The 16,640-nt window shown below is 58.0% G+C and carries 18 protein-coding genes and 1 pseudogene; 4 read left to right on the forward strand and 15 right to left on the reverse strand.

The window, feature by feature from the left end; all coding sequences use genetic code 11:
• Nucleotides 1-91 precede the first annotated feature (91 nt).
• Nucleotides 92-928: an EF-hand domain-containing protein gene (locus tag AC27VJ_RS04820; RefSeq protein WP_488683014.1), complete on the forward strand. Its 837-nt coding sequence runs from the start codon at nt 92-94 to the stop codon at nt 926-928.
• Between the two features lie 83 nt (nt 929-1,011).
• Here AC27VJ_RS04820 and AC27VJ_RS04825 read toward each other — a convergent pair whose 3' ends face one another.
• From AC27VJ_RS04825 to AC27VJ_RS04860, 8 genes are all read right to left on the reverse strand, one after another.
• Complete coding sequence (locus tag AC27VJ_RS04825; protein WP_488683015.1) at nt 1,012-1,542, reverse strand: tyrosine phosphatase family protein; 531 nt, start codon at nt 1,540-1,542, stop codon at nt 1,012-1,014.
• A complete protein-coding gene (locus AC27VJ_RS04830; RefSeq protein WP_488683016.1) occupies nt 1,539-2,150 on the reverse strand; it encodes a YfbR-like 5'-deoxynucleotidase in 612 nt (203 codons plus the stop codon). Before AC27VJ_RS04830 ends, AC27VJ_RS04825 begins: the two co-directional genes overlap by 4 nt.
• Nucleotides 2,151-2,152: 2 nt before the next feature.
• A complete protein-coding gene (gene ygfZ / locus AC27VJ_RS04835; RefSeq protein ID WP_488683017.1) occupies nt 2,153-3,001 on the reverse strand; it encodes a CAF17-like 4Fe-4S cluster assembly/insertion protein YgfZ in 849 nt (282 codons plus the stop codon).
• 90 nt (nt 3,002-3,091) lie between these two features.
• Complete coding sequence (locus AC27VJ_RS04840) at nt 3,092-3,841, reverse strand: hypothetical protein (RefSeq protein ID WP_488683018.1); 750 nt, start codon at nt 3,839-3,841, stop codon at nt 3,092-3,094.
• 14 nt (nt 3,842-3,855) lie between these two features.
• Nucleotides 3,856-4,113: a hypothetical protein gene (locus tag AC27VJ_RS04845; protein WP_111841631.1), complete on the reverse strand. Its 258-nt coding sequence runs from the start codon at nt 4,111-4,113 to the stop codon at nt 3,856-3,858.
• A gap of 104 nt (nt 4,114-4,217) precedes the next feature.
• On the reverse strand, nt 4,218-4,646 hold the full coding sequence (locus AC27VJ_RS04850; protein WP_353576336.1) for a TIGR02301 family protein: 429 nt from the start codon (nt 4,644-4,646) through the stop codon (nt 4,218-4,220).
• Nucleotides 4,647-4,708: 62 nt separating this feature from the next.
• A complete protein-coding gene (locus AC27VJ_RS04855) occupies nt 4,709-5,128 on the reverse strand; it encodes an NUDIX hydrolase (protein ID WP_488683019.1) in 420 nt (139 codons plus the stop codon).
• Between the two features lie 37 nt (nt 5,129-5,165).
• On the reverse strand, nt 5,166-5,846 hold the full coding sequence (locus tag AC27VJ_RS04860) for a glutathione S-transferase family protein (protein WP_488683020.1): 681 nt from the start codon (nt 5,844-5,846) through the stop codon (nt 5,166-5,168).
• A 120-nt stretch (nt 5,847-5,966) separates the two neighbouring features.
• Between AC27VJ_RS04860 and AC27VJ_RS04865 the strand changes: the two genes are divergently transcribed.
• Together AC27VJ_RS04865 and AC27VJ_RS04870 are read left to right on the forward strand one after the other, a co-directional pair.
• Nucleotides 5,967-6,290 carry a YnfA family protein gene (locus AC27VJ_RS04865; protein ID WP_113087109.1) on the forward strand — a complete coding sequence of 108 codons (324 nt, stop codon included), beginning with the start codon at nt 5,967-5,969 and terminating at the stop codon, nt 6,288-6,290.
• A 3-nt stretch (nt 6,291-6,293) separates the two neighbouring features.
• Complete coding sequence (locus AC27VJ_RS04870; RefSeq protein ID WP_488683021.1) at nt 6,294-7,055, forward strand: SOS response-associated peptidase; 762 nt, start codon at nt 6,294-6,296, stop codon at nt 7,053-7,055.
• A gap of 72 nt (nt 7,056-7,127) precedes the next feature.
• Here the strand turns inward: AC27VJ_RS04870 and AC27VJ_RS04875 are convergent.
• From AC27VJ_RS04875 to AC27VJ_RS04900, 6 genes and pseudogenes are all read right to left on the reverse strand, one after another.
• A pseudogene (locus AC27VJ_RS04875) lies at nt 7,128-8,423 on the reverse strand (GGDEF domain-containing response regulator).
• Nucleotides 8,424-8,709: 286 nt separating this feature from the next.
• A complete protein-coding gene (locus AC27VJ_RS04880; protein WP_488683022.1) occupies nt 8,710-8,847 on the reverse strand; it encodes a hypothetical protein in 138 nt (45 codons plus the stop codon).
• 181 nt (nt 8,848-9,028) lie between these two features.
• Nucleotides 9,029-9,889, reverse strand: a complete 861-nt coding sequence (locus AC27VJ_RS04885) for a CDP-alcohol phosphatidyltransferase family protein (protein ID WP_488683023.1) — start codon at nt 9,887-9,889, stop codon at nt 9,029-9,031.
• Between the two features lie 21 nt (nt 9,890-9,910).
• Nucleotides 9,911-10,609 (reverse strand): phosphatidylserine decarboxylase, encoded by a 699-nt coding sequence (locus AC27VJ_RS04890; RefSeq protein ID WP_113087105.1) that lies wholly within the window; start codon nt 10,607-10,609, stop codon nt 9,911-9,913.
• A gap of 150 nt (nt 10,610-10,759) precedes the next feature.
• Complete coding sequence (locus AC27VJ_RS04895; RefSeq protein WP_488683025.1) at nt 10,760-12,646, reverse strand: ABCB family ABC transporter ATP-binding protein/permease; 1,887 nt, start codon at nt 12,644-12,646, stop codon at nt 10,760-10,762.
• Nucleotides 12,647-12,767: 121 nt separating this feature from the next.
• On the reverse strand, nt 12,768-14,831 hold the full coding sequence (locus AC27VJ_RS04900) for a LysM peptidoglycan-binding domain-containing protein (protein ID WP_488683026.1): 2,064 nt from the start codon (nt 14,829-14,831) through the stop codon (nt 12,768-12,770).
• Nucleotides 14,832-14,985: 154 nt separating this feature from the next.
• Between AC27VJ_RS04900 and AC27VJ_RS04905 the strand changes: the two genes are divergently transcribed.
• Nucleotides 14,986-15,606 (forward strand): LOG family protein, encoded by a 621-nt coding sequence (locus AC27VJ_RS04905; protein ID WP_488683191.1) that lies wholly within the window; start codon nt 14,986-14,988, stop codon nt 15,604-15,606.
• Between the two features lie 30 nt (nt 15,607-15,636).
• Here the strand turns inward: AC27VJ_RS04905 and rarD are convergent, their stop codons facing one another.
• Nucleotides 15,637-16,551: an EamA family transporter RarD gene (rarD, locus tag AC27VJ_RS04910; RefSeq protein WP_488683027.1), complete on the reverse strand. Its 915-nt coding sequence runs from the start codon at nt 16,549-16,551 to the stop codon at nt 15,637-15,639.
• Nucleotides 16,552-16,640: the final 89 nt, after the last annotated feature.

Genomic DNA, 16,640 nt, shown 5'->3' on the forward strand with positions numbered 1-16,640 from the left:
GATATGGTGTGCTCGTTCGCTTTTAGTGCGTGGCGCGAACATGTCCCCCAAAACTGTCTGAAAAGCATTTGCTCCGGCAGGGAGGCTGTGAATGACCACCATTTCAACCACGTCCAGTTATCAATATAGTCGCAGCCTTAGTGGCACCGGCAAGGCAAGCGAAAACACCATCGATTATGATGAGAGCGGCGCGTCGTCATCGGGCTCCTCTTCCGGCTCCGATATAACATCCGATAGTGCGGACAGCGGCAGTGCGATCAACCAGTTTCTATCCACGCTGATGAGCCTTATCCTCAATCTTTCGCAGAGTGCGGCGTCTGGCGAAACATCGAGCGAAACGGATGATCAGGCAAAGGCCAGTTATTTCTCCAGCCTCGATACGGATGAGAGCGGTACGCTGTCTCAATCCGAGTTTGCGGCCAGCCGCCCTGACGAAGTGACGGAGGAGATGTCGAGTAGCCTGTTCACCGAGCTCGACAGTGATGGCGATGGCGCGATCAGTAGCGAAGAGCTAGCGGCGCAAGAGTCTGGACGACATTTCCAGTCATCTTCGGGACGGGCAGACAGTGAAGAATCCACGTCCTCCGCCCTGTCTGCGCTGGATACGAATGGCGATGGTGTCATTTCACAAACCGAGTTTCTGGCTGGGCGACCAGATGATGTGACGGAAGAAACGGCGACCAGCCTGTTCGGCACGGTCGATGGTGATGCCGATGGTGCGATCAGCCTGGAAGAGCTGACGGCAAAGCAGCGCGCGGAAGAGCCACCGCCATCCATATCGATCGATGACACGATGGGCAGCGATGATGGCAGCGCACTCGAAAACTCCCTCGAAGATTTGCTCTCGCGTCTGGAAGACATTGCCAAGTTCTATCAGTCCGTGGACAGCGATGACGAGAATACATCGACACAGTCTATTACCGTTTGATGTGTGAAACGCCTGTCGCAAATTTGCGGCGTGATCTTCGGTCTGGAGAACTGGGAGCATGTTTGGCTTCCAGTTCGTGACCGTCATTGCCCGGCAAACGCGTGGACCGGCAAAACGAAGGGCACGTTGCCATCCGTATCCGCGCCGCGCCCGATTTTTTTGATCGCGGCCACCAGCGCCCCGCCGCGACCGAGCAACCTGTCACCGATTTCGATGATGCGGGCGTTGGGCGTGGCATAGGGAGAAACGTTGCGAAGCCGTGCGGCAAGCGCCGCATCGTCCTGATCCGGCTGAACTGTGAGGGCAACGATGATGGCCGCAGCCGGAGAGCGGGACACGCCCATCCAGCAATGGATCAGCAGCGGAGCGGATTGGTCCCAGCCACGGGCAAAATCGATCAATTGCTGGACATGCAGATCGTCAGGCGCAATCAGCTTGTCGGTGCCCTTGAAGGTGATGTCGTTCATTTGCAGCGTCAGATGCCTGTCTGCGGCAATGACGGCGGGGCGGTGGAAGGCCTGTTCCTTGGCAATCAGTGTCACCATTTCACGGGACTTGTGGCGCACGGCCATTTCGCCGATGCGTGACAGAGGGCAAACAACGATAGCAGTCATGCCTTGGCCTTCCGCAGCAGTTCGATGGCTTCGAAGCGCGCGATGAAACGGCTTTGTGCTTCAAGGGCAGGCATGGGGTCGATCTCGATCATGTCTCTGGAAATTCCGCGCGGCAGGCCGAAAAATTTCTGTGCTTCCGCCATGGAGAAGCCGGCAAGTTCGGTCGCCTCGAAATAGGCGGCCACCGTGTCGGCTTTCTTGATGCGATCCTTGAGATCGCGGCTGGCGTGCGGCGGAAGGGCAAAACGCAGATGCACGGCAGCCTCCAGCCGCTTTTCCACGCTCTTGTAACCGCCACCAACAACGGATTTGAACGGCGAAATCATATCACCGATGACATATTCCGGCGCATCATGCAGCAGCGCCATCAGCATATCATCAGGCGTGGCAGCAGCATTCATCCGGCAAAATACAGTTTCGACAATGAGGCTGTGTTGCGCCACGGAGAAGGCGTGATCCCCACGCGTCTGGCCATTCCAGCGTGCGACACGGGCAAGGCCGTGGGCGATATCAGCCAGTTCCACATCGAGCGGTGAAGGGTCCAGCAGATCGAGCCGCCTGCCGGAAAGCATGCGCTGCCATGCGCGCGGTGTTTTAACGCTCGCCACGTTCAGTCTTCCGCAGTGACTGCCGGATCGACAGCGGGAAAGCTGAGGCCGCTCCATGCGGGCAGGGCAACAGTCACGGCAATGCCGCCGGTGGTGATATCGGTGCCAGATGCCATGGCATCTGCAGCGCGGTCCGTTCGGATGATGGCCAGACCCTGCTTTCCGCTGACGGTGCCGAGCGTGCCAATGGGCTTTCCACCCGCGAGGATGTCAGTGCCGGTAGCGGGCAAATCTGCCTCTGCTATGACAGTGACCACGCGACGACGTGCCGTGCCACGGTGCTTCATGCGGGAGACGACTTCCTGGCCGACGAAGCAGCCTTTTTTGAAGGAAACGCCGTCATTCACGTCCATCAGCACATCATGCGGGAAGGCATCGCTCAGGGGGTAATCGATACCAGCGACAACGATGCCGTTAGCGATGCGCAGGGCATGATAGCTGGAGGCGTCGGCAGAGGCAGAGTGGCCGGGCAAGCGATAGAGTTCGACGCCTGCCTTGGCAAAGCGGCTGTCTTTGATCGCGCCTTCAGGAGCGGCTTCGTCCCAGAACACACTGGCACCCTTGGCTTCGTCCGCCTTCAAATCCACCGGTGCGCGCAGCTTATACATGGTCAGGCGGCGCAGCAGTGCGTCCTGCTGGTCGGTACCCGTTTCCAGAACATAGCCTTCGCCATCGCGCCAGATCAGGAACTCGAACATGATCTTGCCCTGTGGCGTCAAGAGCGCGCCCGGGCGAGCTTCGCCAGCAGGCAGCGTGTCGAGATCGGGGGTGATGAGATTTTGCAGGAAATCCGTGGCTCCGGTGCCGGAGACATGGATGAAGGCGCGGTCGTTGAGAAAGGCGGAGGACATTAGCTTTACCGTTCAGGTTCGTTGTTACCTGAACAGTTAGGGTTTTTGAGCAGCAACAGCAAGCGCAGAGACTTCTGTCGCCACGGTGACCTAGTCGCCTGCAGTGAAGAACTTCCACTGGCCATCCTTGGAGATGCCGATGCGGTAAAAGCTGTAATTGCCATATTCCTGCATGTCGGCCAGATCACCTGCGGTGATGATGCGCAGCAACTCCACCTTTTCCGGCGGCGTCAGCGTGGTCAGCGACTTTCCGGCGAAATAGGGGAAGACATACATTTCATCCGGTGTGCCGACATCGACATGGGCATAGCCGGTGGAGAGAAGATCGATGATGATGGCAAGAACTTCCAGCCCGTCAGGATCGCCGGAGAAGCTTTTCAGCGCGGCAATCGGGTCTTCACCATCGCCATCCACGCGTGCCTGGTTGGGGCCGGGATTGACGAGCGGGCGCAGCTTTTCGATGTCGCCGGTGGAGGCTGCATCGATGATGAGCTGGCGCAGGCGGCGCACAGGCTCAGGTGCCTTGCTGATATCATGTTCGATCTGCGCGGAAATCTGCGGTGCATCATTCTGCTGCGGGGCTGTCTGCTGGCCGGAGGAGCGGTTTACCAACGGGTCGGGCAGGGGAATGCCATCCGAATCACCTTCGATTGCCTCGGGCTCTACCGGTTGCTGCTTGTCCGCAGGCTTGTCGCTTTCGCTGCTCGACGGATTTTGAGCCGGTCTCAGTTCTGACAGCGCGTAGGCATTATGGGTAAAGCTGACAGTGGCGAGCGTCAGGGACAGCATCAAGGACAGAGCGGCAGAAGACCGCAAAAGCCCCTTGCGAGAGCGAGACATGAATGAACTCCGGCTTATTGAATAATGCGATGAGGGGAAAATTCGCCCTCGAGCATCCGCTGGCGTAGCGATTCCAGCATGGCTTCTGCGCCTGCTTCGCCGTGCATACGGATGGTTTCACGCATGGCCAAAGCAATAGCGGCGTCTGCGATGATCTCCGGCTCGATGCCATCGGCCATACCATCGGCCCATGCTTCGTTCTGATGTTCCAGAGCGACCTGCATTTTTTCATGCACGATCATATCGTGGATTTCGTTACGGCTTGTTTGCATCTTTCATCCTCGACAGGCAGGCAACTCGTTACCACCCTGTTAACAACTCTAACAGTCTTTTATCAAAACGGCACGGCCTGCGGCCAAAAGAGGTTAATAAACCTCTAATTTCCAAACCTTGACGCGATTTCTTGCGCCAGTGTTGCCCCTTCGATACGGTATTTCTCTTCTGCGGCGATGGCCGCCGGTGTGCAGGCCGTGTGCACTGCCGCAAATGTGCGGTAACCACGGTTAAAAGCAGCCGTCATGCGTTGCTTGCGTTGCGGCTCATTGGCGGTGTCTGCCGCTAAGAGATCGCTCATCGCCTTGCGCCACTCTTCCGAACCGGTGGCCGGGCAAAGCGTGCGCAGATACTGCACGGCACCCAGAATTTCAGACAGCCGCGCCATCTGGTTATCGTAAGGGGCGGGCTTTTCGTCTTGTGCTGGTGGGGGTGGGACAGATTTGACAGACGGCTGCGCACCAAGCTGCGATGCCAACGGCATGGTCATGCCGAGGCTTAAAAGCAGAGAGAGCCAAATCCGTCGTTTCATCAGTCTACGCATTACCCGACATGTCGTTTCAACAACTTGGCCACAGATAGCCGCGATTCTGCTCAGCATTGCAACTGGCCCAGCACACGTTCGGCGCATTCCACAACGCTATCAGGCGCGGGCAGACGGCGGATTTCATCCAGCGTGTACCAGCCCGCATCCGCAGCATCGTCTGCCGCCAGCACAACGGCTTGCGCATCAGCCTCCACAGTGTAGACCGAGAGAAAAAAGTGGCTGGTCAAATGTCCGTCAGCGTCATGGCTGGGCAGATCATAGGTCGCGAAAAGCTGTGGATGACGCGCAACAATGCCGGTTTCTTCCTGAAGTTCCCGCAGCGCCGTCTCTTCCGGCGTCTCGCCCGGCTCGCCACGCCCCCCGGGAAAGGCGAACATATCCTGCGATGGCGGATTGATGCGCCGCACAAGCAGCACGCGGTCGCCACGGCGAAGAATTGCGGAAGAGGCAGGTTGAGGCAGGGCCATGCGGTGTCCTTATGAAATAAGACCCTTCATTATGACCTCAACCTTGCAGGAAACGTGGCGGCATCTTCTCGTTGTATGGAAAATACTGAAAATAGGGCCGCGCCTCTGCAATGGTCCGCTTGATTGCCGGGCGCTCCATCAGCCGCTCGAAATAGGCCTTGGTGTTTGGCATGTCATCGCTGAACGGGTGAAGGATGGAGGCGTAAAACAGGGCAGGGCTCGCCGCGCAATCAGCCATCGAGAAATGATCCGCCCCCACCCATTGCCGCCCTGCCATCTGCTTTTCAAGAAGGGCATAGGCCTTATCCAGCATCGCAAAGGCTTCCGAGACACCATGCGGATCCAGTCTGTCTTTGGGCCGCAGCCTCTCGCCGACGATCCGCTGCATCGGCACGTTGACATAAAGATCGAAGAAGCGGTCCCAAAGCCGCACCTGCAACGCCTGCTCTGCATCATCAGGCAAAAGCTGCGCCGCTCCAGGATAATGCTGCTGAACATATTCAATTATGATGCTGGTTTCGGGAAGATTCATGCCCGTGGCACTGTCATGCAGCAAGGGAATTTTTCCGACAGGCCAGCGGGAGAAGAAATCCTCTCTTGATTCAGCATCACCAAAATTGACCGTAACCGCTTCAAAAGGCGTCTCATTTTCATAAAGCGCGATGAGAACTTTCTGGCAGAAGGATGAAAGCGGGTGGAGGTAGAGTGTAAGGGACATGGCACCATTTCCAATAAGTGATGGTCGATGAGACGCGCGGCATTCAATATCGGACTGCTTTCGATAAGATGCGCCAAAGGAATCGAAAATTCCACAATGTCATTTGGCTTGGACTACAGAATGAAACTCTACCTCATCTATGCCGCCGCAGCGCTTGCCGAGATTGCTGGATGTTTTGCTTTCTGGGCCTGGCTGCGCATGGGCAAGTCGGTGGGTTGGCTGGTGCCGGGCATGGTTTCGCTGGCGGCTTTTGCGTGGTTGCTGGCGCTGGTGCCGACGGAAGCGGCGGGGCGGGCTTATGCGGCTTATGGCGGCATCTATATTGTTGCCTCATTGATCTGGCTGTGGAGTGTGGAGGGGCATGTGCCGGATCGCTGGGATGTGGCGGGCGGCGCCATTTGTCTGGCGGGTGCCTCGCTCATTCTGTTTGCACCGAGAGGTTAGGTCATGTGCGGGCGCTTTGTGTTGAATGCGACGCCGGAAGAGGTGGCGGAGTATCTGGACCTGATCGGGCTGGAAGAGTTTCCGGCACGGTTCAACATCGCGCCGACACAGCCTATTCTCATCGTGGTGGAGGGTTCGCGGCCAGAGCCGGGCAGCAACCTGCCGAACCGGCAGGCGATGTTGGTGCGCTGGGGTTTCATGCCCGGCTGGGTGAAAGACCCGAAGGAATTTCCGCTGCTGATCAATGCGCGCTCGGAGACCGCAATCGGCAAGGCATCGTTTCGCGCTGCCATGCGCCATCGGCGTATTCTCATTCCTGCCACAGGCTTTTACGAATGGCGCAGACCGGCCAAGGAAGAGGGCGGCAAGGCGCAGGCTTTTTACATCAAGCCAAAAAGGGGCGGCATCGTCGCTTTTGCCGGATTGATGGAGACATGGTCCTCTGCCGATGGCTCGGAGGTCGATACGGGCGCCATTCTCACCACCTCCGCAAACCGCTCCATTGCGCGTATCCACGACCGCATGCCGGTGGTAATTTCGCCGGAGGACTTCAGCCGATGGCTGGATTGCAAAACGCAGGAGCCTCGCGACATTGTCGATCTCATGAAATCCGCGGATGAGGATTTTTTCGAGATGATCCCTGTGTCGGACAAGGTCAACAAGGTCGCCAATACCGGGCCTGAATTGCTGGAGCCGGTGGCGGAAACGCTGGCCGTTGTGCCGAAGCCAGCACCGAAGGACGACGCGCAGATGTCGTTGTTTTGAACAGCTGAGAAATGCTTTTTGTTTTACGCAATCCCGGACGCAAAACCGGTTCCCACTTTTGCTGGAATTGCTCTAACGGTCGAGTTCCAAAAACTCCTGCCGCATCATGATGTCGGAATAGACGCGGTTTCGGCCCTTGGCCTTGGCGATGTAAAGCAGCTGGTCTGCTGCCGTCAGCTGATTGTCGATGGATGCGCCTTTTTCCAACTCCACGACGCCGATGGATATGGTCAGCGCCTGTTCGCTGCTGCCAATGGTGTGACCGTTGCTTTCGACGGCGAGACGAAGGCTTTCGCAAAAATCATAGGCCTGCTTTCCATCCACGCCTTTGAGGAAGAGGGCGAATTCTTCCCCGCCGATGCGCGCGGCAATGTGGTTCTGCGGGCCGCACATGCTGGAGAGAAGCTGCGCCAGGCGCTTGAGCGCCTTGTCACCGGCGCTGTGTCCCAGTGTGTCGTTGATCGTTTTGAAATGGTCGATATCGAGAATGGCGACCGCGCCGCCTTGGATGGAGCCATCGCCCTTTTCCATCTCCGCAAGCAGCGCATTGCCCTGTTCGAAGAAGGAGCGGCGGTTGGCCAGTCCGGTCAGAGGATCGCGTTCGGCAAGCTCCCGCAATCGCATCAGCTGCTTCAATGTCTCGACATTGTTGTCGATGCGGCACTGCAACTCCTCCGGCACGAAGGGCCTGTAGATAAAGTCCGACGCCCCGGCCTAGAGGAAATGTGCAGACAGCATGCGGTCGGTAGAGGAGGAGACGCCAATGATGCGAAGATCTTCCGAGGAGCGTTTGGCGCGAATGAGCCGGGTCAGCTCATAGCCATCCATATCCGGCATGAAATAATCGGTAATAACCAGCTGGATAGAGGAGTTGGCAGCCAGTATTTCCAGCGCTTTCGCACCCGAATGGGCCTCGTACACGCTGAAATTCTGGCGGGTTAAAATCTCGACAAGGCTGTTGCGGGCGCTCTTGGCATCATCCACCACCAGAATGGAGAATTGCCGGTTGGTCAAAATCCGCTCGACGGTTTTGACAACCGTGTCGAAGGTGCGCTTGCCATCCTTGATGATGTAATCGATGATTTTCTTTTCGGCATAATGCTGCCGCGCCTGTTCATCGACGGTGCCGGTGAAGACGATGGTGGGAACCCTGTATTTTTCCAGCACATTGAGTATCTCACCGCGCGGCGCATCCGGCAGGGTCAAGCCAGTCAGAGCCAGGGTAAACTTGTGCTCTTCCATCAAGATGATGGCGTCTTTCATGCGGTCGCAATGGAAGATGGAGGCTGCGATATCCTCCTTGAATTTGCTGGTGAGCAAAAGAGATAGAGCAACGGAGTCTTCAATGAGAAGAATTTTGTCCTGCATGGCTCGACTTCGACCTCTGAAAATCCGTTAACGCGCGACTGTTTTCGATGGCGGCACAGCGAGGGCAGCAACAGTGCAGAAACAATTATTCGATAGGAATCGTGAAAAGTAATATTGGCAGTGTCTAGAGTTTTTCACTTTGCGTGAACAGGTGAGTTTTCTTTGATGCGTTCAATTCGAGCGTTTCTATTTGACGAGGAAACGCTCTAGCACAAAAACCTTCCCAAAACAGAAATGGCACCGGAGAGGTGCCATATCGATGAGCGAATAATGAGTGCGCGCCGCGTTACACTTTCGCGGGAACGGCTGCCGGTTTGCGGGTCAGCATCAGGGCTGCGGCTGCCACGGCCTTCAGACCAAGCGGTCGGTAATGGCTGTTCAGGTCGGGCTTCGCCGGCACTTCGGTGGTTTTTGTCTCGCTCATTTCAATCTCCAGAATTCCCCTTGAAGCCGCCGATTTGGCGGTCTCCCTGACAACCTCTCTCGAAGGAAATCGTGACGAATTCGAGGCAATTTTAATCAATTGAAAATTGCAGCCTGCGACATTTTGTGTTCGCCCACAGACATTATGCTGCCGCATTGAAGCCGGTGGTTGTTCGCGGGCGTTAGAGCCCGCGATCCATGCCAAGGCCATCGTGATGATCGCCGTCTTCCTCGATGGTCAGCGTGCCATAGCGCTTGTGCCAGATGCGCGCGCTGAACGGCAGGAAGGCGAGATAGGCGACAACGGTCAATACCAGCACTTCCCAGGTGAAGCTCATCAACAGCGCGACATAGAGAACGACGATGAGGATGGCAGGCAGTACGAGATCGCGACGGATGCGGCTTTCCGACTTTCCGGACCAGACCGGCAGGCGGCTGATGAGGAAATAGCCGATCAGAACCGTGTAGGCGCTGGCGATATAAGCGAAGGTCTTGCCGGGCTCGATACCCATGAAGCCGAGATAGACGGGCAGAAGCACCAGCATGGCACCCATAGGGGCGGGTACACCGACGAAGAACTCGTTCTGCCAGGGCGCTTTGACTTCACGCTCGATCATGACGTTGAAGCGGGCAAGGCGAAGACCCGCCGCGATAACGTAGATCAGTGCGGCAATCCAGCCGAAGGAGCGGGCGTTGTCCAGCAGATAGGCGTAGACGACAAGGGCAGGGGCAACGCCGAAATTGACGATATCGGCGAGCGAATCCATCTGCGCGCCGAATTTCGATGTCGCCTTCATCATGCGGGCCAGTCGCCCGTCCACGCCATCGAGGAAAGCCGCCAGCAGAACCATGCCGACGGCCAACTCGAAGCGGCCTTCGAAAGCAAGCCGAACGCCGCTCAACCCGGCGCAGATGGCAAGAACGGTTACGAGATTGGGAATGACAAGCCGCAGGGGAATTTCCCGCAGGCGCGGTCCACGACCGCTATCATTGCTGATCTCGTGCTTGCCGTTGGTGCTTGGCTCGGGCGTCGGCGTTTCCATGGCGTTGCTCCTATTCAGCGATTAGCCGCGACGGCTGATGACCGGACCCTTGCTCGAGCCGAATTCGGCAAGAACGGTTTCACCGGCAATGGCTGTCTGACCAACGGATACGCGCGGCTGGAAACCTTCCGGCAGGAAGATGTCGAGGCGTGAACCGAAGCGGATGAGGCCGAAGCGCTCACCGGCATCAACAGGCTCGTTCGGCTTGACCCAGCAGACGATGCGGCGGGCAACCATGCCAGCGATCTGCACGACGCCGACCTTGCCATGTGCGGTTTCGATGACGAGGCCGTTGCGCTCATTGTCTTCCGATGCCTTGTCCACTTCCGCGTTGAGGAAGAGGCCGGGGCGGTAGGCAACGTTGATGATGCGACCGCGCACCGGGGCACGGTTTACGTGGCAGTTGAACACGTTCATGAACACCGAGATGCGGACCATCGGCTCCTTGCCGAGTTCCAGTTCCAGCGGCGGGACCACGGTCATCACGGCGGAAACTTTGCCATCGGCAGGGCTGATGATGAGGTCGTCATCCTGCGGTGTCACGCGTTCCGGATCCCGGAAGAAGTAGGCGCACCAGAGGGTGAGAACGAGGCCGACCCAGAAAAGCGGTTCGGCTATCCAGCCAAGCACCAGCGATGCGATGAAGAAGGCGGCGACGAAAACATAACCTTCCTTATGGATCGGCACGATGGTGTTACGAATGGTGTCGAACAGGTTCATTGATCTTTCTTCTCCGAATTGGTTATCGCTGCATATATAATGATATGACGCCGATATACATGCTCTGGCGCGATAAAACACGCATAGGTGACTACAGGCAAACCGTGCCACGGGCAATGTGTTCCGCTTGCGCGCAACGGGTTATACCCGTCAATGCGCAGGCTCGCCGCGGTCCACCACGCCCAGATCGTCTTTCTCACGCACTTCGCGCAGGCGTTCCTCGGCCTGAATGGCTTCACGCTGGCGATTCCACATGGAGGCATAGAGCCCGCCCGAGGCGATGAGCGAGACATGCGTGCCGCGCTCGGCAATCATGCCGTCCTTCAAAACGATGATCTCATCCGCATCGATAACGGTGGACAGGCGGTGGGCGATGACGAGGGTGGTGCGGTTTTTCGACACCACATCCAGCGCGCTCTGGATTTCCTGTTCCGTATGCGTATCCAGTGCCGACGTCGCCTCATCGAGAATGAGAATGGGCGGTGCCTTCAAAATCGTGCGGGCAATGGCAACACGCTGCTTTTCGCCACCGGACAGCTTCAGGCCGCGCTCACCCACCATGGTCTGGTAGCCCTGCGGCAGCTTGCTGATGAAGCCGCTGATCTGGGCGGCATTTGCCGCAGCGATCACTTCGGCCTCCGTCGCATCCGTGCGTCCGTAGCGAATATTGTATGCCAGTGTATCGTTGAACAGAACCGTATCCTGCGGAACCATGCCGATGACCGAGCGCAGGCTTTTCTGCGTCACCTCGCGGATATCCTGATCATCGATGGTGATCGAGCCGCCCTGGATATCATAGAAACGGTAGAGCAGGCGCGAGAGCGTGGACTTTCCAGCACCCGAGGGGCCGACGATCGCGACCGTCTTACCAGCGGGCACATCGAAGGAAATGCCTTTGAGGATGGGGCGCTCCGCATCATAGGCGAAACGCACATCGCGAAAACAGAGAGCACCGGTGCCGATCTGTAGTTCCTTCGCATCTGGCGCATCCACCACTTCCGCCTGGACTTCCAGCAGATCGAACATCTCTTCAATATCCGTCAGGCCCTGACGGATTTCGCGGTAGACGAAGCCGATGAAGTTGAGCGGTACGGAAAGCTGCAACAGCAGCGCATTGATGAAGACAAAATCGCCGATGGTCTGTTCGCCACGCTGCACGGCCAGCGCCGACATGACCATCATGATGGCGGAACCGATGCCGAAAATGACGCCCTGGCCGAAGTTGAGCCAGCCGAGCGAGGTCCAGATGGCCGTGGCCGACTTCTCGTATTTCGCCATGGAGGCATCGAAGCGGCTGGCTTCCATCTGTTCGTTGCCGAAATATTTGACGGTTTCGAAGTTCAGCAGCGAGTCGATTGCCTTGGTGTTGGCGTCCGTGTCGCTATCGTTCATCGAGCGGCGAATGCCAATGCGCCAGTTGCTGGCTTTGACCGTAAACCAGATATAGGCCCACACGGTAACGACGGTGACCGCCACATACCAGAAGCCGTAGGACAGCCAGAAGATGATGGCGGTCAGCAGGAACTCGATGAAGGTCGGGGCGGTGTTGAGAATGGTGAAACGGACAATGGTTTCGATGCCCTTCGTGCCGCGCTCGATGACCCGGGAAAGGCCACCCGTCTTGCGCTCCAGATGAAAGCGCAGCGACAGCCGGTGCATATGCACGAAGGTTTTATAGGCAAGCTGGCGAACGGCATGCTGGCCGACACTGGCAAACAGCGCGTCACGCAACTGGTTGAGGCCGATCTGAATGAGGCGCGTCAGATTATAGGCGATGACCAACGCCACGGCACCGAGCAGGAACACGGGCACGAGACCGGCCATATCCAGCTTGCCGTTCAGCGCATCCGTTGCCCATTTGAAGAAATAGGGAACGGAGATCAGCACGAATTTCGCGAGGATGAGGAAGAAGGTGGCCCAGACCACGCGCATCTTCAGGTCAGGCCTGCCTTGCGGCCACATATAGGGCCACAGGTTGACGATGGTCTGCATCGGATTGCCCGCATCTGCGGAAATCGTCTTCTTCTTTTCGGTCATGCTCTGCTCCGGCGGTGCCTGCCGGAATGCAGACAGCAAGACGGCGGCCCTGATCGAGCCGCCGTGTTGAAACCTAGATAATGCTGTCGCCGGGCCTTTGCAATGCCGCCCGGCGCTGAGATCAACGGCCCATCAGGCGCTTGCGATGCAACTCTTCCGCATTCGGCAAGGCATTTTCGGGAACACCGAAAATCTGGCCCGGCTCAATCAGGTCAGGATTTTTGATCTGGTCCTGATTGGCGAGGTAGATGGTGGTGTAACGAACGCCCTGGCCGTAAACGCGGCGGGAGATCTGCCACAGCGTATCGCCGCGACGGATGATGACGGCACTGTCGCTATGAGCCAGCGGGGCCTGTTCGAAAGTCTTCGGTCCGGTCTGTGGCTGTGCTTGCGTCTGGGCCGAAATCGGATCGGCGGTCGCGGGTGCTGCAGCATTGAGTTCGGCAAAACGATCCGTCAATCCGGCAATCTGCTTGCCGATGGCGGCGACATCGTTTGGCAGACCGTCGATAACGGTCTGCAAGGCGCGGGCCTTGGCGGCAATATCCGCAACGAAAGCGGTGAAGGCCGGGTCGGCAGTGGCCGCCGTGCGGAATTCGGACAGGGAGCGCAGCGCAATCGACGTCGCGGATTTTGCAGCCGCAACCTCTTCCAGCGCCGGTGTCTTGCCATCCTTGTAGAGCCCCGAGAGAATGGCGAATGCCTTGGTCACGTCAACACGCAGGGCCTCGAAAGCCGTGCGGTCGCTGACCACGCCGGTGTCCTGCTGGGCAGGGCTGGTAGCGTTGGGCGTGGAAGGCTGTACTGGCATCTGCTGCATGGCAACGGTTGCCTGATCGTTGGCTGGACGCGCAAATGGCACCCGCACACGAACCGTAACATTGCCTGCCGCATCCAGTGCTTCCGCCGTGACGATATGGTTGCCGACGGAAAGATCGACATCGCCTTCGATGACGAAGCTTCCGGATGCTTCGGCCTTGGCGCTGCCAATCTGCTTGTCGTCCACCAACACACGGACGTTCGTGTTTGCAGGCGCGGAACCGGCGACGAAAATCTTCGTGCCTTCGAACTCTACGGCCACAACACGAATGGAGGGCGTTTCAGCAGAAGAAGCTGCTGGCGCCTGAGCTGCCGGAGCAGCGGGCGTTGCAGGTGCGGGTGTAACCGCACCGTTTTGCGCGGGCGCTGCATTGTTTGCCTGCGGCTGTGCCGAGGCGGTTTCGTTGTTCGTAGTGGCAGGTGCTTGCAGGGCAGGGGGAGCCGCATCTGGCATAGTCATCACGCGGCTGGCCTTGCCGGGTGTGGTGACCATGGCAAGAAGCTCACCGTTCTTTTGCGCAGGCACGGAAACCGTTGCGGTTTCCTGCGATTGCGCAGCCTTGCCATCCTTGGTGGCGCGCAGGACGATTTCGTGGTCGCCGGGTGGCAGGGGATTGTCGAGAACGGCAGCGAAATCACCGCTGCCGCCAGCCGTCGTCTTGGCAATGACCTGACCATTGTTGACGATTTCCAGCTGCGAGCCCGGTGCAGCCTTGCCAGCGATGACGGCAGAGCCATCCGGCTCGACGCGCAAGACATCGAAAGTCGGCAGCTGGGCAGCATCCGAAGGTGCGGCGGCGGGCGTAGGTGTCGTGGGCGCGACCAGTACAGGCGCGCCATCATCGGTGCCGGCAAACACGCCGGGCAGGCGGCGAACCTGTGCTGCAGCTTCGCGCGCATCGGCAGGCAGGCCACGCAGGAATGCAATGGTTCTTTCAGCCGCCGTGCGTGCCGTGGTAATCAGGCGCGAGGTGTTCTCGTCAAGTGCTTCCGGGATATCGACATTGCCGAGTTCCTTCAGCGAGTCCTCGACCTTTTTGCGGGCGGCTGCGAAATCTTCGTTGGACGGCACCTTGTTATCGGCAAAGCGGCCCGTCATGTCCTTGATGGACTGGGTGGCCGATTCCGCCAGACGCCCGACCTTCTCGGCAATATTGGCGGTATCCTTCGCGGCATCCGACAGCAGGTCGCCAGCCTTTTCGTTACCCATCTCCACGCTGTTCTTGACGTCATTGCCAGCCTGATTGATGGCATCGCCAATCGGCTTGTCGTCATTGGACATGCGTGGAAGAACGAAGAAGACCATCAGCAGCGTCGCGACGCCAAGCACGATAAGCGCCAGCAGTCCGGCCCTTTTGTTGTTCATCATCACTCTCCGGGTAACTTTCCTGTCTTCTTGTTGCGATAGCTAGCGTTTAAGTCGTGTGCGCACAAGCGGGAGGCCCGCAAAAGCAGCGTTTCCAGCCTGTCATTCCCCAAATTTTCTTGACGGATCGACCGCCCCGATGTTCCTTCAGCCCATGACTGAAGAAAACAGACCGATTCGATCCATCTGCGTTTATTGCGGCTCCCAGCCCGGACGCGATCCAGCCTATATGGAAGCGGGCCGCACGCTTGGCAAATCCATCGCCGAAAACGGCATTCGCCTCGTCTACGGCGGTGGCACAAAGGGCATCATGGGTGCCGTTGCCAGCGGCGTTCTGGCCAATGGCGGCGAAGTTACGGGTATCATACCGGAATTTCTGGTCGATATGGAGGCCACACGCCATTCTCTCGGACAATTGAACGAATTGATCATCACCAAGGACATGCATGAGCGCAAGCACATGATGTTCGAACGCTCCGATGCTTTCGTCACCTTGCCCGGCGGCATTGGCACACTGGAAGAAATCGTCGAGATCATGACCTGGGCGCAGCTTGGCCGCCATGCCAAGCCGATGGTCTTTGCCAATATCAACGGCTTCTGGGACCCGATGCTGGAACTGATCCGCCACATGCGCGACCAGGGCTTCATCCACCGCGCCCACCTGCTGAACCCGCTGGTCATCAACGAAACCGAAAACATCGTTGCAGCAATCATCGACCGCGCCAAGGCACAGCAGAACCCGGAAGGCGATCCGTCGGTCATCTCCCAGCTTTGAGACCAGCGTCCCAAAGCTTTTTTTCGACGTTTATTTCGGTGTTTTCGCGCGGATCAATCCCGGTACCGTGTAGATCAGCAGCGCTGCCCAGATCATGATGAAGGCGATGAGCCTTACCGTGTCGAAGGGCTCCTTGAAGATGAAGACGGCGATGATGAAGATGATCGACGGTGCGATGTATTGCATGATGCCGATGGTCGAGAGCTTCAGCAGTTTTGCGCCGTTGCCGTAGAAGATCAGCGGCGTTGCGGTGACGATGCCGCTGGCGATCAGCAGCCACGTATCCGTGGGTGCGCCCGCCATGAAATGCGCCTGACCGGTGCTCATGAGATAGATGATGAAGGCAAGCGCTGGCGGGGTTAGCAGCAGAACTTCCAGCAGGAAACCCTGCGTTGGCCCGATCGGCAATGTCTTGCGGAAGAAGGCATAAAAGCCCCAGGAAACGGTCAGCGCAACGGAGACCCATGGCAGGCTGCCTGCATGCCAAGTCAGCAGCGCAACAGCGGAGGCCGAGAGGGCGATGGCCAGCATTTGCACGCGGCTCAGCCTTTCCTTCAAAAGTACTGCGCCGAGCAAGATGCTGAACAGCGGATTGATGAAGTAACCCAAGGCCGCATCCAGCGCGCGCCCGCTGCCGATGGCCCAGATATAGATGCACCAGTTGATGCTGATGATGGTTGCCGTAAGGCTGGCCATGGCCAGCATGCGCGGGGTGGTGAGCGCCGTTTTGATTTCGGCGGTGCGGCCCAAAACGATCAGCACGGCAGCGGCAATCGGCACCGACCAGATGACGCGATGCGCGATGACCTCCAGCGGCGACACATGCGCGACGGCCTTCATGTAAAACGGCAGGAAGCCCCACAGGATATAGGCGACGAGGGCATATACGAACCCGCGGCTGCTATCGCCCGATTGAGGGGCGGGGATTGTCTGGTTCACTGCCATCGGAGCTGCCAATCTCATTGGAAAGCACCGGCCTATTCCTCTTTTTCGTTATATACCAATTCATTTGCGTGAAGAATGTGATGAAAAAA

The sequence above is a fragment of the Agrobacterium sp. 20P9.1.2 genome (assembly GCF_057799395.1).